The organism is Drouetiella sp., from assembly GCF_059504425.1.
Genome location: NZ_JCACIN010000024.1, coordinates 1 through 25,951 on the forward strand (window position 1 = coordinate 1; position 25,951 = coordinate 25,951).

Annotated in this window: 43 protein-coding genes; 12 read left to right on the plus strand and 31 right to left on the minus strand. The window is 50.9% G+C overall.

The window, feature by feature from the left end; all coding sequences use genetic code 11:
* Positions 1–271 precede the first annotated feature (271 nt).
* Complete coding sequence (locus AC5JMP_RS05075) at positions 272–1,372, plus strand: site-specific integrase (protein ID WP_495850352.1); 1,101 nt, start codon at positions 272–274, stop codon at positions 1,370–1,372.
* Here the strand turns inward: AC5JMP_RS05075 and AC5JMP_RS05080 are convergent.
* The 14 genes from AC5JMP_RS05080 to AC5JMP_RS05145 form a co-directional block, all read right to left on the minus strand.
* A complete protein-coding gene (locus AC5JMP_RS05080) occupies positions 1,369–1,683 on the minus strand; it encodes a hypothetical protein (protein ID WP_495850353.1) in 315 nt (104 codons plus the stop codon). The genes AC5JMP_RS05075 and AC5JMP_RS05080 overlap by 4 nt on opposite strands.
* Positions 1,680–1,952: a hypothetical protein gene (locus tag AC5JMP_RS05085; RefSeq protein WP_495850354.1), complete on the minus strand. Its 273-nt coding sequence runs from the start codon at positions 1,950–1,952 to the stop codon at positions 1,680–1,682. Before AC5JMP_RS05085 ends, AC5JMP_RS05080 begins: the two co-directional genes overlap by 4 nt.
* The gene (locus AC5JMP_RS05090; RefSeq protein ID WP_495850355.1) at positions 1,949–2,254 is read right to left on the minus strand and encodes a hypothetical protein; all 306 of its coding nucleotides are present in this window, start codon (positions 2,252–2,254) and stop codon (positions 1,949–1,951) included. The genes AC5JMP_RS05085 and AC5JMP_RS05090 overlap by 4 nt, the downstream gene beginning before the upstream one ends.
* Position 2,255: 1 nt before the next feature.
* Positions 2,256–2,834: an ASCH domain-containing protein gene (locus AC5JMP_RS05095; RefSeq protein ID WP_495850356.1), complete on the minus strand. Its 579-nt coding sequence runs from the start codon at positions 2,832–2,834 to the stop codon at positions 2,256–2,258.
* Positions 2,834–4,234 carry a hypothetical protein gene (locus AC5JMP_RS05100; RefSeq protein WP_495850357.1) on the minus strand — a complete coding sequence of 467 codons (1,401 nt, stop codon included), beginning with the start codon at positions 4,232–4,234 and terminating at the stop codon, positions 2,834–2,836. Before AC5JMP_RS05100 ends, AC5JMP_RS05095 begins: the two co-directional genes overlap by 1 nt.
* Entirely contained in the window at positions 4,210–4,425 is a 216-nt protein-coding gene (locus AC5JMP_RS05105; RefSeq protein ID WP_495850358.1) for a hypothetical protein, read from the minus strand. Before AC5JMP_RS05105 ends, AC5JMP_RS05100 begins: the two co-directional genes overlap by 25 nt.
* A 15-nt stretch (positions 4,426–4,440) precedes the next feature.
* Positions 4,441–4,590: a hypothetical protein gene (locus AC5JMP_RS05110; RefSeq protein WP_495850359.1), complete on the minus strand. Its 150-nt coding sequence runs from the start codon at positions 4,588–4,590 to the stop codon at positions 4,441–4,443.
* The gene (locus tag AC5JMP_RS05115) at positions 4,583–4,843 is read right to left on the minus strand and encodes a hypothetical protein (RefSeq protein ID WP_495850360.1); all 261 of its coding nucleotides are present in this window, start codon (positions 4,841–4,843) and stop codon (positions 4,583–4,585) included. The genes AC5JMP_RS05110 and AC5JMP_RS05115 overlap by 8 nt, the downstream gene beginning before the upstream one ends.
* Positions 4,833–8,048 carry a hypothetical protein gene (locus tag AC5JMP_RS05120; RefSeq protein WP_495850361.1) on the minus strand — a complete coding sequence of 1,072 codons (3,216 nt, stop codon included), beginning with the start codon at positions 8,046–8,048 and terminating at the stop codon, positions 4,833–4,835. The genes AC5JMP_RS05115 and AC5JMP_RS05120 overlap by 11 nt, the downstream gene beginning before the upstream one ends.
* On the minus strand, positions 8,035–8,442 hold the full coding sequence (locus tag AC5JMP_RS05125; protein WP_495850362.1) for a hypothetical protein: 408 nt from the start codon (positions 8,440–8,442) through the stop codon (positions 8,035–8,037). Before AC5JMP_RS05125 ends, AC5JMP_RS05120 begins: the two co-directional genes overlap by 14 nt.
* Positions 8,429–8,812 (minus strand): hypothetical protein, encoded by a 384-nt coding sequence (locus AC5JMP_RS05130; RefSeq protein WP_495850363.1) that lies wholly within the window; start codon positions 8,810–8,812, stop codon positions 8,429–8,431. The genes AC5JMP_RS05125 and AC5JMP_RS05130 overlap by 14 nt, the downstream gene beginning before the upstream one ends.
* The gene (locus tag AC5JMP_RS05135; protein ID WP_495850364.1) at positions 8,800–9,066 is read right to left on the minus strand and encodes a hypothetical protein; all 267 of its coding nucleotides are present in this window, start codon (positions 9,064–9,066) and stop codon (positions 8,800–8,802) included. Before AC5JMP_RS05135 ends, AC5JMP_RS05130 begins: the two co-directional genes overlap by 13 nt.
* A gap of 371 nt (positions 9,067–9,437) precedes the next feature.
* Positions 9,438–9,737 (minus strand): hypothetical protein, encoded by a 300-nt coding sequence (locus tag AC5JMP_RS05140; RefSeq protein ID WP_495850365.1) that lies wholly within the window; start codon positions 9,735–9,737, stop codon positions 9,438–9,440.
* 109 nt (positions 9,738–9,846) lie between these two features.
* Positions 9,847–10,092: a helix-turn-helix domain-containing protein gene (locus AC5JMP_RS05145; RefSeq protein ID WP_495850366.1), complete on the minus strand. Its 246-nt coding sequence runs from the start codon at positions 10,090–10,092 to the stop codon at positions 9,847–9,849.
* A 125-nt stretch (positions 10,093–10,217) separates the two neighbouring features.
* Between AC5JMP_RS05145 and AC5JMP_RS05150 the strand changes: the two genes are divergently transcribed.
* The 6 genes from AC5JMP_RS05150 (at position 10,218) to AC5JMP_RS05175 (ending at position 13,723) form a co-directional block, all read left to right on the plus strand.
* On the plus strand, positions 10,218–10,499 hold the full coding sequence (locus AC5JMP_RS05150; RefSeq protein ID WP_495850367.1) for a hypothetical protein: 282 nt from the start codon (positions 10,218–10,220) through the stop codon (positions 10,497–10,499).
* 66 nt (positions 10,500–10,565) lie between these two features.
* Complete coding sequence (locus AC5JMP_RS05155) at positions 10,566–10,940, plus strand: helix-turn-helix transcriptional regulator (RefSeq protein WP_495850368.1); 375 nt, start codon at positions 10,566–10,568, stop codon at positions 10,938–10,940.
* A 117-nt stretch (positions 10,941–11,057) separates the two neighbouring features.
* Complete coding sequence (locus AC5JMP_RS05160; protein ID WP_495850369.1) at positions 11,058–11,300, plus strand: hypothetical protein; 243 nt, start codon at positions 11,058–11,060, stop codon at positions 11,298–11,300.
* Positions 11,301–11,313: 13 nt separating this feature from the next.
* On the plus strand, positions 11,314–11,442 hold the full coding sequence (locus AC5JMP_RS05165; RefSeq protein ID WP_495850370.1) for a hypothetical protein: 129 nt from the start codon (positions 11,314–11,316) through the stop codon (positions 11,440–11,442).
* A 92-nt stretch (positions 11,443–11,534) separates the two neighbouring features.
* Positions 11,535–11,882, plus strand: a complete 348-nt coding sequence (locus AC5JMP_RS05170) for a hypothetical protein (protein WP_495850371.1) — start codon at positions 11,535–11,537, stop codon at positions 11,880–11,882.
* Between the two features lie 185 nt (positions 11,883–12,067).
* Positions 12,068–13,723: a DNA methyltransferase gene (locus AC5JMP_RS05175; RefSeq protein ID WP_495850372.1), complete on the plus strand. Its 1,656-nt coding sequence runs from the start codon at positions 12,068–12,070 to the stop codon at positions 13,721–13,723.
* A gap of 51 nt (positions 13,724–13,774) precedes the next feature.
* Here AC5JMP_RS05175 and AC5JMP_RS05180 read toward each other — a convergent pair whose 3' ends face one another.
* Positions 13,775–14,308, minus strand: a complete 534-nt coding sequence (locus AC5JMP_RS05180; RefSeq protein WP_495850373.1) for a diguanylate cyclase domain-containing protein — start codon at positions 14,306–14,308, stop codon at positions 13,775–13,777.
* A 574-nt stretch (positions 14,309–14,882) separates the two neighbouring features.
* Between AC5JMP_RS05180 and AC5JMP_RS05185 the strand changes: the two genes are divergently transcribed.
* Positions 14,883–15,119: a helix-turn-helix transcriptional regulator gene (locus AC5JMP_RS05185; RefSeq protein ID WP_495850374.1), complete on the plus strand. Its 237-nt coding sequence runs from the start codon at positions 14,883–14,885 to the stop codon at positions 15,117–15,119.
* Positions 15,116–15,313, plus strand: coding sequence for a hypothetical protein (locus tag AC5JMP_RS05190; RefSeq protein WP_495850375.1), 198 nt, complete (start codon positions 15,116–15,118; stop codon positions 15,311–15,313). Before AC5JMP_RS05185 ends, AC5JMP_RS05190 begins: the two co-directional genes overlap by 4 nt.
* A gap of 287 nt (positions 15,314–15,600) precedes the next feature.
* Here AC5JMP_RS05190 and AC5JMP_RS05195 read toward each other — a convergent pair whose 3' ends face one another.
* Positions 15,601–15,729 (minus strand): hypothetical protein, encoded by a 129-nt coding sequence (locus AC5JMP_RS05195; protein WP_495850376.1) that lies wholly within the window; start codon positions 15,727–15,729, stop codon positions 15,601–15,603.
* Positions 15,730–15,906: 177 nt separating this feature from the next.
* Between AC5JMP_RS05195 and AC5JMP_RS05200 the strand changes: the two genes are divergently transcribed.
* Positions 15,907–16,437 carry a MerR family transcriptional regulator gene (locus AC5JMP_RS05200; RefSeq protein ID WP_495850377.1) on the plus strand — a complete coding sequence of 177 codons (531 nt, stop codon included), beginning with the start codon at positions 15,907–15,909 and terminating at the stop codon, positions 16,435–16,437.
* 62 nt (positions 16,438–16,499) lie between these two features.
* Here AC5JMP_RS05200 and AC5JMP_RS05205 read toward each other — a convergent pair whose 3' ends face one another.
* From AC5JMP_RS05205 to AC5JMP_RS05250, 10 genes are all read right to left on the minus strand, one after another.
* The gene (locus AC5JMP_RS05205; protein ID WP_495850378.1) at positions 16,500–16,727 is read right to left on the minus strand and encodes a hypothetical protein; all 228 of its coding nucleotides are present in this window, start codon (positions 16,725–16,727) and stop codon (positions 16,500–16,502) included.
* A 19-nt stretch (positions 16,728–16,746) separates the two neighbouring features.
* Positions 16,747–18,105 carry a M23 family metallopeptidase gene (locus AC5JMP_RS05210; protein ID WP_495850379.1) on the minus strand — a complete coding sequence of 453 codons (1,359 nt, stop codon included), beginning with the start codon at positions 18,103–18,105 and terminating at the stop codon, positions 16,747–16,749.
* Positions 18,077–18,316 carry a hypothetical protein gene (locus AC5JMP_RS05215; protein WP_495850380.1) on the minus strand — a complete coding sequence of 80 codons (240 nt, stop codon included), beginning with the start codon at positions 18,314–18,316 and terminating at the stop codon, positions 18,077–18,079. The genes AC5JMP_RS05210 and AC5JMP_RS05215 overlap by 29 nt, the downstream gene beginning before the upstream one ends.
* 13 nt (positions 18,317–18,329) lie before the next feature.
* Positions 18,330–18,584, minus strand: coding sequence for a hypothetical protein (locus AC5JMP_RS05220; RefSeq protein WP_495850381.1), 255 nt, complete (start codon positions 18,582–18,584; stop codon positions 18,330–18,332).
* 175 nt (positions 18,585–18,759) lie between these two features.
* Entirely contained in the window at positions 18,760–20,154 is a 1,395-nt protein-coding gene (locus tag AC5JMP_RS05225) for a hypothetical protein (protein ID WP_495850382.1), read from the minus strand.
* Positions 20,138–20,782 (minus strand): hypothetical protein, encoded by a 645-nt coding sequence (locus AC5JMP_RS05230; RefSeq protein ID WP_495850383.1) that lies wholly within the window; start codon positions 20,780–20,782, stop codon positions 20,138–20,140. Before AC5JMP_RS05230 ends, AC5JMP_RS05225 begins: the two co-directional genes overlap by 17 nt.
* Positions 20,779–21,132: a hypothetical protein gene (locus AC5JMP_RS05235; protein WP_495850384.1), complete on the minus strand. Its 354-nt coding sequence runs from the start codon at positions 21,130–21,132 to the stop codon at positions 20,779–20,781. The genes AC5JMP_RS05230 and AC5JMP_RS05235 overlap by 4 nt, the downstream gene beginning before the upstream one ends.
* Before the next feature lie 97 nt (positions 21,133–21,229).
* Positions 21,230–21,724: a hypothetical protein gene (locus AC5JMP_RS05240; protein ID WP_495850385.1), complete on the minus strand. Its 495-nt coding sequence runs from the start codon at positions 21,722–21,724 to the stop codon at positions 21,230–21,232.
* An 80-nt stretch (positions 21,725–21,804) separates the two neighbouring features.
* Positions 21,805–22,272, minus strand: a complete 468-nt coding sequence (locus AC5JMP_RS05245; RefSeq protein ID WP_495850386.1) for a hypothetical protein — start codon at positions 22,270–22,272, stop codon at positions 21,805–21,807.
* A gap of 9 nt (positions 22,273–22,281) precedes the next feature.
* Positions 22,282–22,527 carry a hypothetical protein gene (locus AC5JMP_RS05250; protein WP_495850387.1) on the minus strand — a complete coding sequence of 82 codons (246 nt, stop codon included), beginning with the start codon at positions 22,525–22,527 and terminating at the stop codon, positions 22,282–22,284.
* Positions 22,528–22,687: 160 nt separating this feature from the next.
* Between AC5JMP_RS05250 and AC5JMP_RS05255 the strand changes: the two genes are divergently transcribed.
* A complete protein-coding gene (locus AC5JMP_RS05255; protein ID WP_495850388.1) occupies positions 22,688–22,972 on the plus strand; it encodes a ribbon-helix-helix domain-containing protein in 285 nt (94 codons plus the stop codon).
* A 314-nt stretch (positions 22,973–23,286) separates the two neighbouring features.
* On the opposite strand, the gene AC5JMP_RS05260 is transcribed toward AC5JMP_RS05255, so the two are convergent.
* The 3 genes from AC5JMP_RS05260 to AC5JMP_RS05270 all read right to left on the minus strand — a co-directional run bounded on the left by AC5JMP_RS05260 (position 23,287) and on the right by AC5JMP_RS05270 (position 24,589).
* Positions 23,287–23,487 carry a hypothetical protein gene (locus tag AC5JMP_RS05260; RefSeq protein WP_495850389.1) on the minus strand — a complete coding sequence of 67 codons (201 nt, stop codon included), beginning with the start codon at positions 23,485–23,487 and terminating at the stop codon, positions 23,287–23,289.
* 160 nt (positions 23,488–23,647) lie between these two features.
* Positions 23,648–24,289, minus strand: coding sequence for a hypothetical protein (locus AC5JMP_RS05265; protein ID WP_495850390.1), 642 nt, complete (start codon positions 24,287–24,289; stop codon positions 23,648–23,650).
* Between the two features lie 42 nt (positions 24,290–24,331).
* The gene (locus tag AC5JMP_RS05270) at positions 24,332–24,589 is read right to left on the minus strand and encodes a helix-turn-helix transcriptional regulator (RefSeq protein ID WP_495850391.1); all 258 of its coding nucleotides are present in this window, start codon (positions 24,587–24,589) and stop codon (positions 24,332–24,334) included.
* Between the two features lie 172 nt (positions 24,590–24,761).
* Here AC5JMP_RS05270 and AC5JMP_RS05275 point away from each other — a divergent pair, with 172 nt between their 5' ends.
* Positions 24,762–25,163 (plus strand): hypothetical protein, encoded by a 402-nt coding sequence (locus AC5JMP_RS05275; RefSeq protein ID WP_495850392.1) that lies wholly within the window; start codon positions 24,762–24,764, stop codon positions 25,161–25,163.
* 133 nt (positions 25,164–25,296) lie between these two features.
* Here AC5JMP_RS05275 and AC5JMP_RS05280 read toward each other — a convergent pair whose 3' ends face one another.
* Together AC5JMP_RS05280 and AC5JMP_RS05285 are read right to left on the minus strand one after the other, a co-directional pair.
* On the minus strand, positions 25,297–25,521 hold the full coding sequence (locus AC5JMP_RS05280) for a hypothetical protein (RefSeq protein ID WP_495850393.1): 225 nt from the start codon (positions 25,519–25,521) through the stop codon (positions 25,297–25,299).
* Positions 25,522–25,677: 156 nt separating this feature from the next.
* Positions 25,678–25,951: hypothetical protein (locus AC5JMP_RS05285; RefSeq protein WP_495850394.1), on the minus strand; the 274-nt coding region annotated here is incomplete at its 5' end.

Below are 25,951 nucleotides of genomic sequence, written 5' to 3' on the forward strand. Positions count from 1 at the left end.
ATCTTAAAGGCCTTGATTTACAGGGTTTTTTCTATTAGATGAATGGCTTGTTGGGACGGTTAATGTTTAATAATTTAGAGCATAGTAAAATCGTTGAAACTGTCTCATGGAGAGCTTTTCAAGAGTTGTAGATTCTAAGAATAACTGTACTAATTTATAGAAATTTGGACTAATTTTTTAGATTTTTTAGTCACAAAATCAGGCACTATTTAAAACAAAAAGGAGGGCTGACAACCCTCCTAGGCATTCATATCCATTAACTGCCATTATTATGCCTGACCTAGACAAGCTGCTGAGTGCGGCAAACGATCGCTTGCGTGTGGCTCGGCTTGGAGTGGCGATCGAGTTTCGGGGCAAGAACTTGAACATCTATCTACGGGCAACCTTACCACCCCAGCCGGGGAACGATCGGCTTACACCCTATCAGCAGCGGGTAGCGCTGAAGATGAGGGCAAGTCCTGAATCATTGAAGCTTGCTGAATCACAGGCAAAGCTCATCGGAGCTGAGCTGAACTTAGGGCAGTTTGATTGGGCGAAGTGGGGTGGCCCTGAAGATGAGGGCTTGACGATCGGGCATTGGCTGGAGAAGTTTGAGGCAGCTTTTTGGGGACGGCGCGGGCGCACTAACGCATCAGAAACCCATTGGAACCAAGATTATCGGTTTGAGTTTGCCCGATTAGACAAGGCTGTCAGCCTGACAACTGACCTGCTAATTGAAACCTTGATTGCCAAAACTGAACCCAACTCTCGAACTCGGCAGCGCTGCACCAAAGCCTATGCAGCCCTAGCTAAGTTTGCTGGGCTTGAAGCTGAAGGCATCCGGCGAATGAAAGGCAGCTACAGCAATTTCATGTCGGCTGCTCAGCGGGATCTGCCTAGTGATGAGGCGATCGTCCAGTGGCGAGGCTGGCTAGTGGAACATCAGCCGCAATGGGCTTGGATCTACGGCATGATTGCCGCCTATGGGTTGCGTCCTCACGAGGTTTTCCACGTCAATCTGGAGAAATTTCCAGACATCCGAGTGAAGGATGAAACTAAAACCGGAGGTAGGTATGCCGTCGCTCTGCAACCCCAATGGGCGATCGATTGGGGATTAGACAAGCCCAGAATGCCCGGTATCACGATCGACGGGACTGAATCGAATATCAAGTTAGGGGGAAAGATTTCTAGGTTTTTCCTTAATCATCCGATCCCCTTTAGAGCTTACGATCTGCGCCATTGCTGGGCGCGTAGAGCCGTGGAGCGATCGATTCCTCCAGATGTTGCCGCTCATTTAATGGGCCATTCATTGAAAATACACCTGATCACTTATCGAAGATGGATAGGTGATCAGGTGTATTTAGATGTTGCGAAAAGGATTTTAAGAGATTAGGGGCGATCGCTGACTCTAGCGACCTGCCACCGCTGCACAGCTTCTAGGTAAACCTTGGGGCGGCGATACTTGCCACCTTTCCGCCTCCTGTCTGCCCAGTGAACGCCCTCTATCCAGTCGGCGCTAGCGATGAGCTGACGGATTGCCGATTCGCTATAACCCTCGCCATAGCGCTCTGTAAGCAGGTGAGAGGCTTCCTTGATGCTGTAGAGCTTGGCATCCATAGGAATGGGGCGCTGAGGCTGTGCGGCGGGTAGGAGCGATCGTCTTTGAGGGGCTGCTTGGGTGTTGTAGAGGCGGGGTTGGCTCATGGGGTGCCCTCCTTAATCTCCCGAACACTCGATCGGAGTTTCATTAACTCTGCATAGGCTGCTGGATCTTTCAAGGCAAGCTGAAACTCTTGTTCTGGCTCTAATTTTTGAAGTTTTAGAGCTACATCAAACACCAGAAATCCAGAGCATTGAATACAAATCGATAAATCTCCAGGGCCGGGAGAGTCCAGTCCAGACGGAGCAGTGCAAGCATCCATTTCGTACCCACACCACGGACAAGAACTTTTGGGCATTGAAAAATCTCTCATGAGCGATCGCCTCCCTTAGACGGAAATTCAGCCTCAAAGTAATCTCTCGTCACGTCATAGGCAGGGTTCTGACCCTGCTCAATCAGCTCTCTGGCTTCTGGGATATGGAAGCAAATAGCGTTCGTTAAGCCCTCAATGATTTGGAGTGCGATCGCTGCGCTTTCACCCGTGTTACCTGGACATCTCAAAGCGAGCTGCAACTGGGCAATGAGAATGAAGGCTCTACCGGGCGTAGTGGCGAATTCGATCGGGATTTGGCTCGTGCCAATCTTGGTCAGGATTTCGTCGTAGGTCATCGGCATATCAGACCGCCTCCTTAATGGCTTGCAACTGCTGCTCAATGCGATCGGTTAGTGCAAGCTGCTCCTCAATCTGCTGCACCACCATCGGCTCTCGAATGATGGTTAGCCCCTGCCTGCCTCGGTAGTAAATGGGATTGGCGATCGGGCGAATGTTCTCCAGCTTCCAGGCATAGCGCCCTGGTCGCCAGTCTCCGACGGCGCGTTCTAGGTCTGAAGCGGTTTCAATGATGATCGCGTTTGGCTTGCCTTGAGCGTGCAATGTGATATTTTGCTCAACGTAGTAGGCTCCTATCTTGGGATGAGACTCCATTAGCAGACAATCGGTGAGGTCAGCGATCGCCAGAATGCAGCCAAATTGAAGACCTTCAACCCAGCCTTGCTCTTGCTGAAAATCTCTGCCATCCAGTTCAAAAGCTTTCCTGATCAGAAGAAACCCATCCGAATCAACTGAGCGCTTGGCTGCATGAATAGCCAGCTTGCCCCGGTAGGGCGTTGCCCAACTTCGCGTTTCAAACCGTTTCAAATTCATCGCTACCAGCAAAGCCCAAGGCTGATGCAGCGAAATAATACGAATCTCCATCAGCCTTCCTCCCCTAAAATCAGCTCTTCCAAAACGGACATAATTGCCTCTTCCAAAGCGTCGGCAACAGCCATCAGGTCAACCTCTTCTGGCAAATTCCCTTTCATTCCACTCAGTAGCTTGAAGGCAGAAGACGACTGCTCAATGGCGATCGCCCTCAAATGTCCAGGCCCAACCTTGACCTTCTTAGCTTTGGGTTGAGACTGCTCCAGCTCTGCCACCTCCGAGCGATCGCCCTTCTCCGCAGCCGCCTGATATATCTGCCCGATCTCCCCGGCGGTAAGGCGAGATGAAGTCATGGTGCCACCGTCTCTGGAGTTAACCACCGCTAGCGCTCCATCGTGAGTTACGACTTCAGCTACGGTTCCATTCCTGCCCTCTAGCTTGGTGCCCACTGGAGGCAGCGATGGGGAGGCTGACAATTCCGCAGAGGTCTGGGGATTTGCCTTGAGCTGCTTTTTGCTTTCCCGGAAGTGGCGATCGGCTCCCTTTAGCGAGGTAATTTCCAACTCCTGAATCTCATCCCAGTGCTCGTAGACTCGCTGATAGAGACTGGCTGTACTAGAAGCAATACCTGTATTCTCATTGCGCCACTTCTCCCAGCCGCCGTGCCCGTTTGCCGCTTTTGCCGCTAGCAGCAGTTCGCCACATCTCCGACCGTGTTCCAGGGCGCTGGATTCAGCACTCTGGGCGATCGTCAGGGCTTGCTCACAATCTCCGTGGGCGGCTTTGATGTCTGAGGCAAGGGTGATGAGGCAGACCAGCTGCTGCGCTTCGGCTTCGTAGGCTTCGGCAAAGGCGCTAGGTTTGGTGGCTAGCTCATGCGTAGGAGCTGAAGGGGCGATCGCCATGCCCTCAAAATCTTGAGCCACCTGCTGCAACAGCTCGGTCAGCGTGTCAACCTTCAAGCATTCAGCCAGCGCCGCCAGCCTCTCTTCTACAGAGTCGATCGCCTCATGGCAGTAATCCAGGGTTTCTTTATCGCCCTTTATCTGTGGTAGATCCTTCCGCTTGGCATACCAGGTGTACTCATCCTTGGTGATATCAAACTCTGCATCCTTGTGGAATCCGATATCCCAGCCCTTGTAGGTTGTGTGGGATTTCGATCGCTTTGCCCCAGACCAGGCGTTGAGGCTGTAGAAGCGATGATCCTCTAGCAGTTCATCAACCTGCTCATTCCACTCCTTGCCCACTAAGCTAAGCAGCTCTTCTGGCACAGCTTGAGCCTTAACCAGTTGAGCGCTTTCTAGAAGAGCAATGCGGTTCTTATGGTTGTCGAGCTGAGCATAGGTGCGTCCTAGGCTGGTGATGATGCCCTCGATCGCCTCACCCCGATTAGATTGGGCACGGATGCGATCGCCCTCGCTGAAGCCGCCTACCCCTGCCTCCTCAGATACCACTTGTGCGGTCGCTTCCCCGTTCGAGTCAACATCCCCTGCCCCGCCAGTCGATCGAGCTTTCGCCGGGTCGTTGTCGGGTTGCCCTGCGTCTCCAAGATGATCTGAGCTGTCGTGATGCCTGGATACTGCTTGACGATCGCCAGTAGCTTTCGTCCCTCTTCGGTGTTTTGCGGTAGTTCTGCGCGTTTCACCAGTTGCCACCATGATTATTTTTCTCCTTTCTTCTTGATTGATTTGGGTAGCTCTTGCCATGAGAGGAAGCGATCGCACTCTGCACACCGGGTCTGGATGCCACCGCCGGGAACGATGAGGGCGATCGTCTCTGTGGCAGTGCATTTGGGGCAGGGTTCATTCACCTCGCAGCCTCCTGAGTTCCTCTAGAGCAGCTAGGCGCATAGCAAATAGGCGACTGATTTCGCGTTGGTTCACCTCTGTGGATAAGCGTCCTGTGCCCACAAAGCGGCTCATCAGACGTAGGTAATAGGCGGCTTTTGCCTCCTGCCAAGCAATCGCGTGTTGGTTTGCGGGTGGGGCAACCGGGCTTGAAGGATTAGCGGCGATCGTCATTTCTTCCGGGCTGGGCTGGTAGGTAAGCAGGTCAAGTTGCATCAGTCCTCCGCAGCTCCGAGTCGGTGACTTCAATGTTGCCTGCCTTGGTTTGCACCTTGTGGGTGGGTTCTAAGGTGCGATTTAGAGGCGACATCCTCATCCGATTGGTTTCTCGAAGGTATTTGCCGCCTACCCAGTACTCTCCGACCAGCACTTCACAGTCGGCACCGAAAACGGAGGGATCGATCGGGTCTAAATGGGGCTGTGCCAGTTGGGGTGCTGAATGTGCCAGTTGAGCTTTTGCATTTTCTAGATCATCAAGATCATCAGAGGGTGTTTTAGAGGCTGAAACCTGCTCTGGAGGCTGACAATCGCTGATGATCTTTTCGATCATCAAAAGATCATCAGCCCCATCCAAAAGATCATCAGGACTGGGGTTGATGATCTCTGATGATCTCTGATGATCTTTTAGATCATCAGAGAAAGCCCCAGTGCTCATAAGGGTTTCAGGCTCTTTTTCAAGCTCTGATGATCTTGATGATCTTTTTTCGCTTCCACTCTTTTCGCTGTATTCCCTCAAGAGCGACTCAGGCAATTCATACGACCATCTTTGGGTTCGCTCTGGAGGATTGACCAAGCTGCTGTCAGCAGCCGTTAATTTGGCCCGCTTGTATGCGCGGCTCTGATCTTCATCGGCATGAAAATTCGATCGGGTTTTTCTCAACCCCTTGCTCAGGAGCAAGGACTCAATAATCTTCCGGTTGTAGGAAACTTTGTACTCTCGGTCGAGGGCTGTCCAGACTCCAGGCAGATAGATTGCCAACGCTCGGCTGCCATCCTCCTTTTTCTCAATCCAGCGGCAATTCCATTCACCGATTTTTGCTTCTGAGTCCAGTGAGAAGACTTTCTCAAGAAAGTCTCTTAGGCTGTCGCCGCTTTCGTCGGGGTCGTTGACCTGGGCGCAGACCGTTTCAAAAACGTAGTGCTTTAGAGGGGCGGAGTCGATGCCTGCCAGCTCTGCCACCTTCATGGCATAGCAGAGCAAGAGGGCTAAAGATTTGGCAATTCGTAGGTGAGCATTGGGGATTTGGGCGGCTAGCTCCTGCTCTAGGGCATACACCTCTTGTGCGGGATAGCCCAGTTGCAGCATCTGTGTGAAGCAACCAGAAGCGATCGCCTGGATATTCGGCAGCTCTCGAAATGCAGCCGCGTCGCCATCCTGCACTTTAGGGAAAAACAGTCGGACTAGACGCGACTGAGTGGCAGCACTATTCTCACCGCAAGCATGATTTGAAGTGACCATCAGCGGACTGTGGGGTTTCTGGGTGTTAAACCCTGAATTATCTTTGCCTCTAACTACCCTCGCCTTAGCGTTGTAGAAACCCTTAAGGAATTCGTCTAACGAATCATCGCGCTTGGGGTCGTCTAAGCAGTGCAGCAGCCCTCCTGCCAGCTTCAGACGCTCGTAAGCAGCACTAACGGACACTTCGACCATCATGCCCTCCTTTTGCTGCCCTGCTAGGGATAGGGCGCATTCAGCGGCGGTGGTTTTACCGCTGCCCGGATCGCCGTAGAGATTGAGGATGGGGAACGCGCCTTCCTTCTCCTGAATTTCCTGATAGTGGATTCCAGCCGCGCCGTAGCCCAGAGTCAAAAGAGCGGGAGCAAAGTTGCTGCCAAAAGCCCGGTGCATGGTTTGCACCAGGTTTCGCAGTGCCTGGGGGTCTTGAGGAGCAATCACCGGAGATCTGAAGTGGGCATCATCGCCCGTAATCTCTGGATTCCAGACCCAGAGAGACTGCTCTTCTTTAGTAGGTTCTCCGTCTTTGGTGAACTGAGATTGCTTAAACACCCAGATTCCATCCGGCTGCTGCCCCACGCGATCGACCAATCGATAGGCTTTGCCATGTCGGGTGATGCGGTATTCATGCAGCCTTACCCGGATTAATGCCTGAAGTGAATAGCTCGATAAATTGCAAACTACCCCTCCACCCAATGAGCGCTTGAGTGCATCAGTGAATTTTTGAACGGTGCTGTAGTCGCTCGACTTGAGAAAAACCCGGCGCTGTGTGGGTTCGTCTGCTCTCTTGACCTGCAAGACCAGACCACCGCCATCTTCGCTGATGAGTTCGCGTTCAACCTGAAAGTCAAAGTCAGCTTGAGGTTTAAAAAACCTGCCAACAACTTCTCCCTCTTCCTTCGTCTCCTTCCAATAGCCCAACTCGCCTCTATAAACCTCAGGAGCTTGCCAGCGATCGCGCTGCTGGCGTGCGACAATTTCGCTCTCTTGGTGATCGATCGCTTCATCAATGGCAGTTTCTAGGGAGCGAAGAATAGTGTCTTGAGGCAATCCAGAGAGATGAACTAGATCCCAGATGTCTCCCCCGGCGGGCATTTCTGCCCACAGAGTAGGCGGCTCTAAAGAAACGGCGGAAACGCGTGCAAAATCGCACTCTCTCTGTAGCTCTCCAAACTTGCTTTCCCCAGTCAGGTCGTAGTCTGGATGAATGACCAAAATCGGCTTCAGCCCGTCCCTTCTGGCGATCGCAAAGGTGTCTTTCAGTCGGATAACAATCTCTCGCCAGTTGGCTTCTCCGCCCTGGCATGTGGTAGCCGTTAGCCCCAGCTCTCGGTAGGCTTCAACTGCCTGTTCACCGCCAACGGCAAAAACAATACCGCCCCGCAAAATCTCTTCTTTAGCTTCAGATTCCCGGTAGAGCGTCCATGTCTTATCGCCCTTACCCCGATCTGACCAAAAACCGCCCTCAGTGTGGTGTACCCAATGCCAAGGGCGAACCATCTTAGTCTTTCGGTTGTTGTCGTAGGCGCGACGGCGATCGCTCCACTGAATGCGAACTACTTTGCCCGATGGTTGTCCCTGTTCGTCGGGGTAAAGATAATCGATCGCCATTTCGTAGGCTTTACCGTTTTTGGCTAAGGGAGCCGGATCGCCTGACATACCCAGCAGGTAGTCCTTCCATTGAGGGATGTCAGACTTCTCCTGTGGCGTGAGCTGCACATAGTCGGGGTAGTGTTTCCGCTTAAAGCGTTGAAAACCTCGCCTGACAAACTTTCCCCTGCCGTCTTTAGCAACACCTGTCTTATCCCATCCTTCCGGAGCTTCGCCTGTCCATTGGCAAATGGCTTTGAAGATGTCACCGCGATCGTTCTGCACTAAGTAGCAGTAGTGATCGTGACCGCAAAGTGGACAAGGAGTTGATTTAGAGGCTTCTAAGGCTGTTTCTTGCAGGTTATAAGCGTTCATCAGTCTCCTCCTCGCTATCAACACTCGTCAAACACGCCACATAAACCGTTAGCAACGCGATCGCTGCCCTCTCTGCTTTGGCTTCCCAAGAGGATGTTTCACCCTGACTGCGTTCTAGTGTGAGTCGAGCATGATATCCGCCTGAGAATATGGCTATCAGGAACTCGTGACCCATCAGCCATCTCTCTTCTTGAATGGCTCCCTGAAGCACGTCCATGTCGATGCAGGTAATGGGTTGATTTTTTGCCCAAACCGTATGAAATTCTTCACCTCGCTGTACACCAAAGTCTCCAGATGGTGTCTGTGCAATGAAACTTTCGCCCTCTTCCAGTTCTGCGCAGTCCTTCAAAAGGCTTTCAAGGAGTTCGTGTTCAGTGCGTTCAAGCTCTTTCATGCCACACCCCCAACCCTTTCAAACACTCCACATAAGCCTCTAGAAGCGCGATCGCCCCTTCCGTTGATTTCCCATACCAGCCCTTTGCCCCGCTGGCAAAAACCTTGTCGCGAATCCTGGCATAGAGCAGTCCGTCTGTAGCGCTCTCTAGGGTGAATAAATAGCCCCGATAGGCGATCGCTTCCTGAATGGCTCCCTGAAGGGTATCTAGCCCAGACGTGCTGATATCTCCAAGGTTTACTGCCCAAATCGTGTTGAGAGTCTTGCCTCGGTGAACACTAAAGTCCTCCGAGAGATCATCTTTGTGGTGATAGCACCGCGTAGGCTCCAGCGCTGCCCATTCAATCAATAAATTCTTCAACTCTTCCATGTGCCTCTTCCTGTAAGCGTGAAATCTGAATGCAGCTGATGCACTGGGTGCAAACGGCGATCGTGTAGTGCCTTCTCCCGCCTTGAATCAGCCGAGGCTTCCAGAGGTGGGTGAGCTTGAGGCATTTGCAGCAGCAGCGGATTCTTGGGATTGGATCTTTGGCGTTCATTGCTGCCCTCCATGCTTTCGCCAGACGTGGACGAAGGATGTCCAGTGGTGAGATGGGATGGAGCCGCGCCTGTCCCAGTAGGCAACCAGCTCCCGCTCTACGTTGGTTAGCCCAGGAAACTGAGCAAGGTGGCGGATTTTGAGCGCGATCGCGGGGTTTGGTGATTGGGGTGACGTTTTGTTCGGAATCCCATGTACTACACTTGTAAATAGATATGAAGCGCGGCTTTTAGCTGTGGTCATGTCGGGTTGAAATCGATCGGCTTTCGGCTTCATTGGGCTTGTCCTGATGCGAATGGCTCGGATTGATGGCTACGAATTGCCTAGTTACGAATGCCTGGTTACGGACTATTGGTTGGAGCGGCTTCTTTGGGACTGCGAATCCCTTGAGAAGCGGATTGAATTAAGGAATTAAAAAACAGTCGCCTAATGCCCGGAAAAGCAAAGCGACTGTTTTTTATTGGCGATTTTCCAGCCACCTGAAAGGATTCGGGGTGGGGGTTGGCATCTCGGAGAGCTGTAGCCCGTTTTGCAGCGCGGCTCTTCCGAGGTCTGTGAGCTTATAGAGCATGGCTCCCTCTTCAAAGGAGCAACCTGCCCAGCCACGGGCAATGATTGGAGGCAAAATGCTGTTGGCTTCCTGGTAGTTGCCGATCAGGTTGGCATCTAGAAAATCGTAGAGATAGCGACTCTGGGCTAGGAAGCTGAGGATCTGGCGTTGCTGTGCGGTTAAGGGTAGATGCTCTGTGGTTGCCATAGCTAGAGATGCTGCAAGGGCGTGAAGAGGCTAAGTGGCTGATTTTTTGGCTGATTTCTTTTAGGGGAAATCGGCTTATTTTTATGGGCTGCGATCGGATAGCTTGCGCTTAAACGCAATCAATTTTTTGCGGTAATTCTATTGCGTTATTACGCAAGCTAGTAATTCGCCGCCTCTCATTAACCAAGTCCAGGACTTGAGATGGTCGTATATCGAATGCTTCAGCGATCTGATTAATCGATCGCTCGGTCATTTCCATACCGTTGAACCAGCGACTCCATTGGTAATTGCTGATTCCGGTCAACTTCTTTAGGTCATTGAGTTTGAGCCAAAGGAAGTCATCTGTTCGGTTCATGAGGCGCTTGCCTTAGTACGCAATTTCAGATCGAGTATATCTCACTTGCCGAGAAATTCATTGCGTACTTTCGCAAGAGTTTTAGACGATCGGGGGGTTCCTGTTGGGTCGTGGAGTTGTGTTTTATGGATCATCGAGAGTCTCTAAACTTTGTCATATCAACGTTTAAGCTCAAGGCTGTTGACCTGGCGCAACGATCGGGAGTTGATCCATATCAACTCAGCAGATTTCGCAATGGAAGGATAGATTTCTTGAGTCACACGCTGTTCAAAGTCGTTGATGCATTGAGTTACGAGCAACGCGCAGTGTTTTATGGGTTAATGCAAGGTTCGGATTGTAAAGAAACGCAACACGAGATCAATGAGGGAGAAAAATACGAATGCCACGGCTCCATCCCTCCTGGATAGATTGAGCCGATTGCAGGTGCCAGTCTTGACAAGTAAGCTTGTAATGCGGCTAGTTCACTTGCATATATGGACTCAGAAACAAGGGAGAGGTTGATAAAGGTGGTCAAGCTGGCTCGTGGTTCGATGAGCCAGCGGCAATTTGCGAAGCTTCTAGGTGTCTCCTCAACAGCGGTGCAGTTGTGGGAAAAAGGTGAGACTATGCCAGACACCAAGAACCTTGCTCAGATCGCTACGAGAGCGGGATATACCATTGAAGGATTGGTTGAATATCTGACTGGGCATAAAATGCCTGAATTTGAAGAGGGTGAGGTGGATAAGATCCTTAGACAGGTTCAACTGATGCCACTTCAGCAAGTAGCGGTGATTGGTCAGGCCATAGCCGAGCGCTTCGTGTCGGAATTGGGTGATGCCAGCCCTGACTTTTCACACGCCAAAAGGTAAATGCCACAATAGACGCAGCCACCCCGATCGCCTCCTCGTGGAACAGAAAAGCGATCGGAGTGGCTCTTGTTTTGGGCGTTCCGGGCACTCTGGGAAAATCGTTCCACGAGAGTAACAATGAATCCCGCAAATCCAACACCAAGACTACCGACCCAAGCTCAGCAGCCCTACCCTTTGCTGAAGGAGATGCAAGAAATTCGTAAGGTAATGACAGACCTCAGCACGGAAGTAGTTGGGCTGCGAAAAGATCTGAGAGACAAAAAGACTTTTGGAATCTCCGACCAAGTGGCAAAAGGGGTGATGATCAGCTACCTCTTACTGGGAGCGATCGTCTTTGTGCTTCAGGTAATTAGCAGATAACAGGAGCGCTCCAATGCCTGAATTCTTGGGAATTCCCCTACTCTCCAACGGCGGCTCTTGGGACAGCCCGATCGCGCTCCTAGAGCTGGTTTGGTATGCTAGTGCGATCGGCTTGTGGATGTGGTGGCAGTTGCGGCAGTAGAGCAAATCCCCAACCGATCGCAAAAGGTTAGGGATTTGTCAACTCCTTTCTGGGCACTCTGAGGGAATCGTTCCACGAGAAACCACAGGGTTATGCAGAGAATTTTCCATCTGGCGATCGCCACAACTCTTTTCAGTTTGGTCATTTCAGCACTGCCTATCTCCGTTCAGTCTGCTGAAGAACCCGTAGATCATTGGGATGCGGCTCTATCATCTGCTGTTCATAGCAAAAGCGGTAGTACCAACAGCCCTTACACTTTTCTGCCCTTTCGCCTCGGCGGCTCTACCAACCCTGAAGGCTCAAGTGGCAGCTCAGGCAGCTCTTCTGGAGGCAGCGGCGGCAGTGCTGGAAGCGGCGGTTGTCAGGTGGGCAGCGACATCGCTTCGGATGGTTCGCAGTGTGGTGGCAGAGCTGCAAGTGAACGTCCAGGCGGCGAGTAGTCGGTAGTCTAATCCTTAACGGTCTGGGAATTTGTCTCTAACAGTCAAAATCAGAACTTTGTAATCTACGCCTAACAATATTGCGCTTCGGCTAAAAGATGTGACCCAGAATCACGCTTTAGCCCAGCTTTGCCATTGAGAAATGGCGTGGAGCTTTGTGCCAATTAATCTAAAGATGCTCAAAAATGAATCGCTTGTATTACGGTGATAGCCTCGAAGTTCTTAGGAAGCACATCAAAGATGAAGTGGTGGATTTGTGCTACATCGATCCACCTTTCAACTCCAAAAGAAATTACAACCAGATCTACAACAACGTTGGCAAAGAAGATGCAGCTCAGGCTCAAGCCTTTGTTGATACTTGGAACTGGGACGATTTAGCCATCAACGGCTACAAAGAAATCGTAGAGAACAATCGAGGGATTTTCGCCAAGCAGACGATCGACCTAATCATCGGTCTGCATTACGTTTTGGGCGCAAGTAGCTTGCTGGCTTACCTCATCAGCATGACCCTACGAATTGCTGAAATTCATCGCGTTCTCAAGCCTACTGGTAGCTTCTATTTGCACTGCGATCCCACGTCTAGCCACTATCTGAAGTTGGTTCTAGACTCTGTTTTCTGCTCACAAGGCGGAGATTTTAAGAACGAGATTACTTGGAAAAGAACCAACGGTCATAATGACGCAAAACGCCGATACGGTTCTACAAGCGACATCATCTTTCTTTACGCCAAGAGCAATCAACATTGTTTTAATGTTCAATATTCTCCTTACTCTGAGAAATATATTAAAGACTTTTATCGTCACACAGACGTGGCTGGTCGCTGCTATCGGCTATCTGACATGACTAGCCCTAGTCCTCGCCCAAACATGATGTACGAATGGAAGGGATTTCTATCGCCATCTAACGGCTGGCGGTATTCCAAGGAAACAATGGCAGGGCTAGATGCTCAAGGCAGGATTTGGTATCCAGATAGCAAATCCAAACGACCCCAACTCAAGCGCTACCTAGATGAAATGCCTGGGGTTCCTACATCTGATGTTTGGGATGACATTCCATCTTTAAGCGCACATGATAAAGAACGCCTCGGCTATCCCACTCAGAAACCCGAAGCTTTGCTGGAGCGCATCATCCAAGCAAGTAGCAACGTAGGGGATGTTGTACTAGATGCCTACTGTGGCTGCGGAACGACTGTAGCGGTCGCCCAGAAGCTCGATCGCCAGTGGATTGGCATCGACATCACCTACCAAAGCATCAGCCTCATTCTGAAGCGTCTAGAGGACACTCATGGTGCTCAGGTAGTGAGTTCGGACTCGCTTAAGCTTACAGGCATCCCCAAGGACATAAAATCGGCTGAGGCGTTGGCACTCAAAAAAGACGATCGGCTACGAAAAGAGTTTGAGAAATGGGCGGTGCTGACCTACTCCAGTAACCGCGCCGCCATCAATCAGAAGAAGGGAGCAGACCAGGGCGTTGATGGGTGGGGATTCTTTCCAATCACTGATAAAAAGTTTGGTCGCGTCATCTTCCAAGTAAAGTCGGGAAAGGTTGACTCTAGAGACATTCGAGATTTGTTTGGCACAATCAGCCGAGAGAACGCTGAGCTGGGAGTCTTCCTCACCCTCAAGCCGCCAACACAGGCAATGGTGAAAGAGGCAAAGGCTTGTGGGCTATATCATTCTGAGTCGTTCAATACAGACACCCCCCGCATTCAGATTGTCACCATTGAAGAGGTGCTAGAGGGCAAGACTAGACTCGGCTTGCCCTTAGTTGCAGGTGTCCTAAAATCTTCTGCACGCCACATTGAAAGGGAGGGTGAACAGCTTGAACTGAATGCAGGTTGAAGGGGCGATCGAGCTTCGGGGGAATTCGAGGGCTGTTAGGGGAATTGCGGGTTAATTAATCGTCCCGCGCCGCCCTTGCAGCTTCGCCAGTTGCACTGCATCAGCGGCGGGTCTGACGCACTCTTCAAGCGATGCGGAGACGCAAGGGGCGATCGCAAACGTGGCACTCATGCTTTGGTCGGCAAAGGCTTTGCAGATGCGATTCGCAGTTACATAAGCTTCGGACTTTGAGCAAATAATGACAAACTCATCACCCGAAAAATAGCGCCCCAGTGTTACTAGCTCACTGCTGCGAATTTGAGAGACTACGCTCGAAATACGGCGATCGACCTCAGCGTAACCCCACTTGGCGTTTGCCTCTTTCATGCCATCAATGTCGAAGAAAACAATACTGGGCTTGGGAGGGCGATCGTGTCTTCGCTTCCACTCTATATCAACACCTTGTCTAGTCAAGCATCCGTAGCTAGGACAGACGGTTAGCTGCTGAATCCTAGTTTCGGCTTGCTGCCATTTTATTAGAAGTGCAAGGTTGACGGTCGCTGTAGCGATCGTCACAGAAATCTCGACGGGCGAAAGTAGTGCCATGATGGTAGATATCTCAATTGCTGGTTGAGTAGTGAGGGCGATCGCTTTTCCGTGGAAGGTTGCGGCGATCGTCCTTTTGATTATTTACATACGATGAGAATAAAACGATCGGGTTGCATCCACACATCATGTTTGGCACATGGCAGCGGCGATCGACTCTAGCCCTAGTACTGAATGATGAAAAGAGCGATCGCCCTACTAGAGAGCGATCGCGGTAGTCATGAGAGGTCTAGAAGGGCAGCGGACGGGCAGCTGCTACGAGTGCCATCATCTCGCGTCTATCCCAGTATCAATTTCACAGGCTTTCACGAGTGCCCACGATCGTCTTTCCAGGCATCTCCATCTGGTAAAAGCAAGGGTTTCGAGGGTTTTGGGTGATGATGCCACCAACGCGGGCGTAGATGGTTCGCAGCTCCTCTAAGGTAGGAAAGGGTTTTGTCTTGGGAAAAACGGTTAACTTTGGTCGGCGAGCCGCTTTTCCTAGTAATCAGGATGTCAAGTTAATCTGTCATATGTCAAGTCAATCTGTCGTATTTATGATAGATTAATCTGGAATAGGTAAAATAAGATTGACATGACAACCCAATTAACGATTGGACAAATGAACCCCCCAAAGTTTGGTGCGTGGCTGGGAATGCAGCGGCGCATGATTGAGCTAAGTCAAGCTGAGCTGGGGCAAAAGCTTGGCGTGACCCGGCAAACCATAAGCACTTGGGAGAATGGCACTCAGCAGCCAGCGTTCTCAATTCAGCAGATCAAGACGCTTTGTGATCTGTTTGGCTGCGACGCTAGAGAGTTTCCTAACCCATGACCACCAACCCAACCGAACCAGCCGATCGCCTTGACGATTACCCTGAAATAAGGAGTGCTGCTCAATCATTGATCAGCGCAATTGTCAGAGCGTCTCCAACGAACTGTTATCAAACTCGTGCTATCGGATTGATAGAGCAGGCGCTTGGTGCTGCAATTCTCACAATCAAACAATCGCAGGGTACTGATAATTAACGAGTTACAGCCGCACAGAAAGGCGGTCTGCGCCGCTGGAAGCCACATGAAAAGATAGATTTTACAGGCGCACAAGTTGATGTGCTTGCGATCGCAGGTGACTTAGACAGACGGAGCAGTAGTAGGCTACTGGGATTTTTGGGCTAATCTTCCCAATAAATAACCGGGTTGGGAGGAAGTATTAATAGACTGCCAGAAGGGCAATATCTTTTACAGACATAGTTAAGCCCCTTGAGCGCATTGGATCAAGGGGCTTAACTGTTAAGTAGTCACCCTAACCGGGTAAACTACTTCTTAGGTGCCCGTTGAGATAAGGCAGACGCAGCAGCAGTTTTAGCCGCCTTGCCAGCCGTTTTGCTCCGAAGCACCTTAGATGCAGCCTGTGCTGCTTTCGCGCCTGTTTTACGTCCTGACATAAGACCTCCTAGAGGTTATAAGGTGAGCATGAGCTAGGTATCAGCTAACTCATGCCTTTACACTAACCTGAACGTATTCTAAATTTCATTAGAAAGAATACGTAAACTCACATTTTCTTTATATATGAATAGTAAATTTACTGAGTCAATCAACGTTTATATTTTGCAGAATTAGCCATGAGTCTCATTGAGGGCTTTACTAGACAAGAAACTTTGGCTCTTACAGGAACCACGTCCAATCGTCTGCAATACCTGGAAAGAGCAAACCTTATCATTCCAGAACGGGTAGGATCTGCTCAAAAACCAACGGTACTCTACACTTGGGAGCAAATTCTAGAGATTCGAGCCATCAAAAATCTTAGACAGCAAGCCTCTCTTCAAACCGTCAAAAAAATCATTGAATTTTTGGACAAGAGCGGATTTGATGACACCCTGAGAGACAAGCAAATTGTGGTCATTGATGAAGAAGCTTTCTGGGTGAGAACAGACTGGGCAGACTTTCATGAACAGATGCCAAAAGCTTTGAAAGTCGCCAGCAAGAAGAAAAAAGACTTAGGGCAGTATGTCCTGATTGTCATTCCGCCGTTAATCGATATTGTGAATGAGGTTTGGGAGGCAGCAAAGAATTCTGCTAATATAATTAACTTTCCGAGCTTTGAAGCACGGGCGAAGGCTAGTGCTTCAAAGCGAACAAAAACTGCCAGCTAGTTTAGACTCAAAACAAAACCTCGCGATCGCGCTTCGATCGTGGGGGGTTATGTTGTGAACTGTTAGTCCTCAGACTCCACCCGCTCCTTAATAGCATGTATGGCATCGCTAACCTCAAAGTACTCTGCTCTTAGCAGGTGGTATCTCTGATCAATCTCGTTCCACTGCTGGCTGTCAGGTGAACACTGCTTCAACTTTCTAAGTGTGCCCGATATCTGATCTGCGATTCCTTGTGCCTTTGCCGCAAGTACTGCGATCTCATCTGCTTCAGCTTGAGTGAAATATCTCATCAGAAGTTTCCTTTAACCTTCAACCTTGAATCTTGCCACAAACCTGCTTTGTGTAATCCGCAATAGTTGGAGCATCGACCTGACTAGCATTACTGTCCCAGGCTTCAGCATCGCCTGAGTAGTGGTAGCTTGCCATCATTCGACACTGCTGCACCGGGTCGGAGGTTGCTTGCTGTACTTTGTTGATTTCAGGCTGCCAATAGCACTTAGCCGCCTGATCTTGCATTGTTTCACTGGCTAGAAATTCATCATGGCTGACTTGCCGACCAAAGCAGGACTGAGAGATAGAGTCCAGCGTATCGGGCATGAACTGATACTTTCCCATCGCGCCGATCGAATTGACGATGCTAATATCGCCGCCGCTTTCCTGTTGGGCGATCGCCTTAGCAAAGTCATCCACGCCGTCGAATCCAGTCTCAGCCAAAGCGCCTCCATGCGGCTTCGGCGCGTTCCCGGTTAACGCCCACCAGAGATAGCCTTCGGTGGGGGCGATCGCCTTACCATCTTTGAACATCCCCCAGTGGAGATGAGCGCCTGATGAGTTTCCCGTGTTGCCTGTTTGCCCAAACGCTAAGCCTGTCTGGTACTCACCCGCCTCACATTTGCTCAGGTGCATTGCCTTGAAGGTGTAAGGCAATCCTTTAGGGGTGATGATGGCATAGGTACCAGCCCCCTCTGGCTGCTGCTCACACTCAACCGTTCCGCCTTCGCCAATCATGTAGAGGTTCGTGCCTTCTGGGGTATCTAGGTCAACGCCCTCATGGAAGCTCGATCCCTTGCCTTGATTCGTGTCCGGTGCATCTCGCTCTCCAAAGCCACTGGTCACGGTGTAGCCGTTGATGTTATCTCCCTCTTTGATTTCCTTTGTGTAGACGGCATCAGTTGTGCCCACAAAGCCGCGATCGGCATACTGACCGAGAGGCAGGCTGAACTGACTTGCTAGCGCCATGTATACATTCACAGTGCCCATAGTCAGCAGCGCTAAGCCCAACGAATAGGTATTCCACGACAGAAGCTTACTGTAGACCTGCCGATGAGCCAATCTGTTCTGTCGTGCCAACTCTTTTTTGATGCCCTCCAGCTCAGCGGCGGCAACATCACCTATCCACTGTGGCGGAGTGTATTCCAAAGCCTGAATTGCGGCGGCTGCACTACCGATCGCCTCCCTTGTGCCTCGCCCTGCCTGATACGCCGCTGATTTAGCAGCATTGGGCGATCGCCAGTTTACCGACTGCTCATAGGCTTCTCGTGCATCTTCTGCTGCAAAGTCCTCATCCTCATCAAAACCCCAGCGGTGGCGATAGGTGTCATGGACATGGGGCTGAATCGCCCCATACTTAACAATTGCGCTATTGCTGGGTGCTGAACTGCTTGTCACCTGATGACTCCTGCGGTGTCGTGGTTGGGCTGGGTGTTGCCGATGGGACTGGGCTAGATGACGGGCTAGGGCTGCTCACTGCTTCAACCGGGATACCCGCCCTGGACTGAGCTGCATTAATCCAGGACGTAGGCACTAATCCCAGTCCATTGAGGCAGTAGGCAGCAACGCAAATCCATCCAAATCCTTGAAGAAATTCGATCGCTTGCATTGCTGGTTTACTCCTAGCGGCTGGGTTGATTGAATTGAGTAGGCTGCCTAGGGCGATCGAAGCTCTGAGTCGGACGACCGCTTTCAACACAAACGCCGTCCTCACAGTTCCCGCCGATTTCTGGGTTACTTGTGCCCAGCATGGAGCCACCAACACCTCGCATAAATTTGGCTCCATTCTCCAAATCGATCGAGCATCGGGTGATGCCTGTAGAGAGCAGTCCTATGGTCACGAGTACAAGGCAAACTTTACCAATTAGGTCTGTCATGGTTTTAAAACTCCGGTAGAAAGTGGTCGCGTTGGGGTGGTCGTGGTCGCGTTTTGTGGTCGAAATGCGCTTCCACCAGCGCGACCACGCGACCACTTTGAGGGCTGAAAGTACTGATTTTTCGTGGTCGCGCTGGTGGTGGTGGTGGTGGAAGCGCTAAAAGTGCCGTTTTTGCCTATGCGGCATCTGGCTCAAGCTCGGCATCATCGATCGCTCTCATCTGCTGAAGAAAGTCAGCAATCAATCTGCCCTTTCGACTGTCTCTGGCGACATCAAATGTCTCGCAAAGTTTGCGAAGAGAGGTCGTGCCAGACCGATAAACCTCGACTAGCTTCGCCCGATTTTCTTGCAGCCAAGCCTCTTCTTCTGACTGAGGAGCGTCTGCCACATGAGCGTCTACTGGCTCAGGCGCGATCGCCATCACCTCAGCGCCTTCAAAGTCAATCCAGGGCAGCCCAACCGCTTTTAGGCAAGGCTCTGTTTTGCTTCTGGACTTGACGCACCGCAGAATAGCGGTTCCTGCAAACTTCTGATGCTCACCCGCGTAAGGCAGCAGACGACGGCGATTGGCTTCTAGCTTTTGCGCCTCGCCTTTGACCACTTGCAGCAAAGGCGTATTGGGCATAGTCAGCGCGTCATCACAGGCGATCCAGTGCATCTGAAGCAGGATGTCTGAGTCAATACCCGATCGTTTGGTTTTGCCTCCATGAGCGCCGATCGTGCATTCCACCTGAAACTTTTGCCCTTCATCCTGAATGAACGCGGCGATCGCTGGAATCTTTTCGGCATAGACCGATAGCTTTACGGCTTCATCATGGCGATCGTCACCCTCTGGAAACCGGGCGGGTAAGCTGGCAAAGCCATTGATAATGGACTCCCACTCATCCGCAATAATTTTGCATAATGGGCGGCGGCGATCGCCTTGAGTCTTGCGGTCATCCAGCTCAGAGGCAACCAGGTCAAAGATGCGGGCAAAGTCTTGAATGGACTTGTAGCAATGGGCTTTAATCAGTTCAGAGTTTCCGCCAAACCACAAACTTTCAGCATCCAGGTGAGGATCTAGAACAAACAGCATTGCCTCTGGATCTGTAGACTTGATGACCCACGACTCATAGCCCATCAGCACCGATTTACCTGTGCCCTTGCGCCCAAAAATGAACTTAGAGTCGCGCCAGAAAGCAACCTGCTCAAACCAGGCGGTATCACCTACCGACGCGGGAGGCAAACTGCGCTGAATTGACGCTGGGAGGCGATCGTACACAATCCGGTCAAGTGGTGCAGTAGCGCGATCGGCTGACTTCAATAGCAGCGTTCCGGTAGCTGCAACATCATCTGCCAACACTTCGGTAATGCCATCCCAGAAATCTTGAGGGCCAAGCCTGTGCCTCACTGTCCGATGCACTGAGGCGCTTAGCACCGCAGAGCCAGACAAGAACAGAAACGCTCTCATGATGAAGGCGGCTGGGCTGGTGTAGGCAGCGTTGAGAAACCACAGACTCAAAGCAGCACCAAACATAGAGGTCATGGCGTTGCGCCCTTTGGATTGTCGGTCGCTATTGATTGCTACCATTACCCTCTCCTGACGCTTCTGTGAACTGCTGCTGGCGTTGTTCAAGCAATGCCCGATAGGTCTGGGCTTCGCGTTGAAACTTGTCTAGCTCCTGAAAGCTGGTGGCAAAGTTGGTCACGCAGCCCCTGTTGACCTCACCGCGATACTGCTCTTGCAGAGCGGTCATCAGCGCTAAGGCATCTAGGCTGAAATCCTTGCTGTAAGTGAATTGGTCGGTACTGCCATCCAGCCCGGTGAAAGCATTAGGATTCTTAGCCCGATCGCTCTTAAGGACATCCAGACGATCGAGTAGCCACTTTTCGGTACTGCCTCCGGTTTGACGGCTCCACTCTTGAGCTTGGCTCAGGTAGAGGTTTTTGCGGGTGCAGACAATGTTTGCAAGCTGGCTATCAATGGTGTCGATCGCCTTGTCAAGGTAAGCATCCCGCGCCACAGCAACCCGTGATTTGTCTTCGCCTTTGGTGAGCACAGGACTGGCAAGCTGCCCTTCCGGTTGGGGTGCAGAGGCTACGGCTGCACCGGGAACGGCGATATTGAGGTTAGGAATCTGAGGTCTGAGGCTGGTGGCAAAAATCGTGATGCCCGCCGCTGCCACCAACGGGAGCAAGATGACCGCTTTGAGGTTCATGTTCTTATGGCTCTGGCTTTGTTTTCTGCAATCCCTGCAAGGGTGAGGTCGATCGCTTGCTGTTGCTCAGGCGTGACTCCGGGTAAATCTCGCATCTGAAGCAGTTCGCGGCGAAGTCTGTCGCTATTGCGGTAAATCAAGTAGCGGGTTAGCGCCAATTCAACGCTGAGTCCGATCGCTCCTCCTAAAAGCGCTCCACAGGCTGAATAGAATCCTGCATCGTATTGGGTGATCACTTCGTACTGCCCGAAGCTACGCCAGTTCTTGTGATTGGTGAAATCGGTAAAGAAGTTGCTTCCAGCAATGGCAGCGCCCAGGGCAGCGGCGGCGATCGTGATGAGTCGTAGCATCGGGCATCCTCCAAACAGTTAGAATGTGGGCACGAATGTATTGGCGGGGTTGGGCGTTGCTCAGCCCTGCTTTATTTTGGAGGATGAGATGACTGGCTCAATCCTGCAAGTTGAAGCCGATCGACATTGCTGTAACTGCTGTCAGTCCAGCGAGTACGGCAGTCTGGGCATATTCATCCTTCTGAAGGCGATCGCCGGACAGAGTAGAGCCGACGAACAGAACCGCAGTAAAACCTAGAGCTGTCATGCCGATGAACCGCATGAACTCGCTGACCTGATAGCGGCGGGTCGTTATCCGAATTGCTTTTTTGTCGCTATTGTCCAGAATGTCTTCGAGTGTCTTGACCGTGCTATCCAAGCGCTCAACCTTTAATTCCAAGACAGAGACTCGCTTAATCTCCTCAAACAAAAACCCTATATCCTTCTGTTGCTCTGCTGTTAGAGCCTCCAGCCCAATCAAGATCGCCCATGAATCATGTGGGGCTGCTTGTCTCGTGTCAGAGCGATCGTTTTCGTCGTCGAAGACTGCCCCAAAATCCATACGGGGCCTGGGCTTGGTGTCTGGATGGGCGCGATCGCTTTCGCTTAGCATTGAAAAATCCTCTGAGTGGTATTAGTGGATAAACAGCCAGCCCCAGCCGTGCAAAGTCGGGACTGGCTCTAATTTGTGGACTATTCCGAAAGCTGCTGTGAGGTGGGCAGGGACGCGAGCGCCTTCTCTCCAAACAAGAACTGGTCAATGCTGCTGACTTCAGCAACATCCCAGGCCTCCAGCTCAGCGAACAGCGCATCTAGCGGGTCAATCCCTTCTTGCCCCCAAGTCAATGCGGCGGCTAGTTTTGCCTCAATTCGGGCAGGAACTTCAGCAATGCGCTGCTGCACGGTGGTGACGTAGCGATCTTCAAAGCGGGATAGCTGCTGATCTAGCTTTTGCAAAGATTCGCCGGAGCTGCCAATGATGCCCTGGCTGGCAAGTCCGATCGCGCTTTGGGATTGCTGGCGCACTTGATTGACCTGGGCGCTGTCGCTGGGCTTGGATTGGTGGGGCGATCGGGCTGTGGTCGGGTGGGTGGGGCGTTTGAGTTCGGGTCGCTTTCCGTGCAATTGCTCAAACATTTGCTGTTCTTGTTCTGTAGGCATCTTTGGCTCCTATAAGGATTCGTAGAGTTTTTTGCTGGCAAGCTTGAGGCTGCGATAGCGTTGCATCAGGTGGGCAAATCTTAGCAACTTAGCTCGATCGCTATCCGTGTAAACGTTTGGCTGTTGCGGCTTGATATAGGCGTGCTTCAGCCATAGATAGAACTGCGATCGCTTCAGTTCGATGTTTGCCCAGATCAGCAGCTCGCGCCGCAAATCCTCGCTACTCCAGTCGTCTTGGACAATTTCGGTCTGCATGGTGCCGGACTGAAAACAGATTCCGCTCCGGATTCCGGTTTGAGTCCGGTGGAGCAACTAAACAAAAAATAGCACATAAATCCCAAGTGAGGTTCAAGTGGGATTCAAAAATTGCTTTAATGAGATTTATCTGAATTTTGTGACAAGAGAGGCGAGTAAAATGAATCCAAAACAAGACCCTGTGACCATGCCGCCAAAAGATGACAACATGGAGCAAATCTCGCTCCGCCTGCCCAAGCCTGCTTTGAGAAGGCTGGAAGAGATTGCAGAGCGTCGAAATGTTGATCGCGCCACAATGATCCGCATGGCGGTGGAACGGGGCTTGCCTGGGCTTCTCCAGGAAGAGTCCGTAGAGGTTGAATACGAAAACAAGCAGCTAGTTAACGAGAAACTAAAACTGTCGATTAGTCGATTGAAGCAGGGCAAGGCTCCAGACGATATTTAAAAACAAACCCCGCGATCGCATTCAGGATCGCGGGGTTTGTTGTGATGTGCAGCGTTCTGCTCGGTTGTGAAACCGCGTCCTTGCATAGCTTCCAGTGGTTCAGACTGCCTTTTTGCACGGTTGTAACTTGTTAATACTTTCTCCCAACTCGGTTATTTATTGGGAAGATTAGCCCAAAAATCCCGATAGCTTGCTACTGCTCCGTCTGTCCAAGTCACCTGCGATCGCAAGCACATCAACTTGTGCGCCTGTAAAACCGTCTCTTCGCATAGTTTCCAGCGGCTCAGACTACTGTTCTGTGCGGCTGTAACTCGTTAATTATCTGTACCCTGCGATCGCCTTAAATCTGCCAGCTCCCTCAAGATATTGCGCGTCTCGGTTTGCAGACCTACCATCTGCTGCCGGAACTCTGAGCGATCGCGCTGCTCAGCCGCTAGGAATGCTGTGGATTGCGCGATATAAGCGTTCACGTTGGAAGATAGGGCATCCATGTCATGCGCTAGGGAGCCGATCATGGATACAACGTCTGAAGCGGTTTCCTGAATCGTTCCCTGTACTTAAGCGGCAAGCTGCTCTATCTGCTGCTGGGTGCGCTGCTGCCGCTGCTGGGTAGCCTGATTCTCTGCTACCTGTCGCAGGATTGCTTTAATGTCATCTAGCTCACTCACTGTAATTTCACTCCTTTCTTGCAGCTTGATTGAGTAAATCCCGTCCAAAGCGATACTTGGACGAAAGATTCTGGGCATTTACTTCAGGCCATCCGTCCTCAACAAGTAAGCCTCTTAGCTCAGCCTCGTCTAATAGTGCTCCCTCGCTATGAGCCTGGATGATAAAGCCAAAGAACCTTTTTTCGTCTGATGGATGTCCTGCGCTGGATGACTTGTTGGCTGCACTAGAAAAATGTCTCAATAATTGAGACATTTCATGGCTCATGGAAGTTTCAAAACTGCGGTCTTCAGGCGTTGTAATGACCTGAATGTCCAGAGCTTGTGTTGCGGGTTCAATAAACTGAGTTAGAAACTCTTCCAGGATGGCGTTATAAGCATCTTTGCTTAAGTCTCCAATGTCTCTAGGAGTAATGGTGCATAAGTACAAATAGTTATTTTCGTCCGACGTGAGGCTTAGTTCCACTGCGGGTCTAGTCACCGTTTCCGAACAAGTAAAAATTATGTATTTATATGCAGTTAAAGACTTGAGTTTAGCCTCCTTCTCCCTGTCTCTAACCCACCCGTTGGAAAGGTGCTGCTCAATTGCATCTATCAGTTTTTCTTGTTCGCCAGGACTGCCAATCAGCTTCAGCTCACGCAATACTTTCATGTCTACTCCTAAACTAAAAAACCACAGTTAGAAAGCTGAAGATCAATCATTGATCTCAACCTCTCCTCTATAAGCCTTTGCCAAAGTATTCAGATTGACCTGAAGCAGGTCGCAAAGTTCTCTAGTTTGCTCTGGAGTCAAGCTAGGGATTGACTTCCCATTTTCCCAATTGGAAACGGTCTGAGCCTTAACGCTGAGCGCGTCAGCAATCTTGGCTTGAGGGAGATCGAGCCGATCGCGCATTAATTTGAGCCACTGTCCAAAGCTTACCTTCAATGGAGTTACCAATCTCATCACCATTAGGCTACCTCTATTTGAATTCTACTCCCTATATTACATCAAATTAATTTGTAAAATATCAAATTAAATATTGCTACATCAAATTGATTTGAGTATACTGTTAATAGAGAGGGCGGCACACCGTGGAAAGTTCGCCGCCCCTTCTAAATCAACCCTTTACAGGATTACGCCCATGTTAAACCAAACTCTCGATCGCAAATCCCCAACCTCTGCGGATTTAACCCCAGTCGATCGCGGCTCCGGTCGCACCCTCGACACTCAAACGATCGCCCAAGCTGAATTCAATGCCCACATCGAGCAGCAGGCAGACGCGATCGCCCCTGAAGACTCGCTTCTGAACAAGTACCGCCGCATCATCGATCGTGATGCCTTCCTCCCTACTCTGGAAGAGCTGCGCACCATCTACGCTCGCGTCGGCGGCATCATCACCCAGAACCCGTGCAACCCTCGCTTCTACGAGATGGCAATGCCCGGTAAAACCCTCGTGGGCACCCGTGAAAGCCTGTGGAACTGGTACTGGGATAGACGCGAGATGATGGCACTCGTAGCAGCCGCTAGACCCTTGCCCTTCTAGAATCCTGTGACCAACCGCGATCGCTCTCTAGTAGGGCGATTGCTCTTTTCATCATTCAGTACCAGGGCTAGAGTCGATCGCAGTTGGTCATGTGTCAAACATGATGTGTGGATGCAACCCGATCGTCTTATTCTCATCGTATGCAAATACTCAAAAGGACGATCGCCGTGAAACGATGGCGCTTATTGCAGCCGCTCCCTCGGCTACTTAAAGCTGCTGCCAGAGCCGCCTGTTGACCTCGATTCAAAATTGCTTCAGATGAGTTGGCAATTATCAGATCTGCACCGTTAGGTGCTTTGCGGTTCTCGGCAATTGCCGCCCCAAAATTCCGCCTAGCCCTGATGTAGGCAAGAACCATCAAAACGCTTCTTACTAATTAGAAGTGTCCAGCTAGGTGAGTTCTCTCAAACCTCCCACCCTTGGTAAGGCTTCAATTAAGGGTCGTCCTCATCCCCACTCTTCGGAACGTGGTGGGGTAGCTAACAGAAATTCTTTTCTAATGCATCAAGGCTTGTTAGCTATCAAGAGAAGGATCTTCCTGTTCAGGTTTCGGTTTTTCGCTTCTCACTTGAGGTTTATGAGACAACTCTAGCTGCTCTAACATTTCAGCGTTTGGCAACCTTGTTCTCTCAAGTATCCGTTCAATGGCAGCACTAGTGCCTCCTAGCTGCTCTAACATTTCAGCGTTCGGCAACCTTGTTCTCTCAAGCATCCGTTCGATGGCAGCACTAGCGCCTCCTAGCTGCTCTAACATTTCAGCGTTCGGCAACCTTGTTCTCTCAAGCATC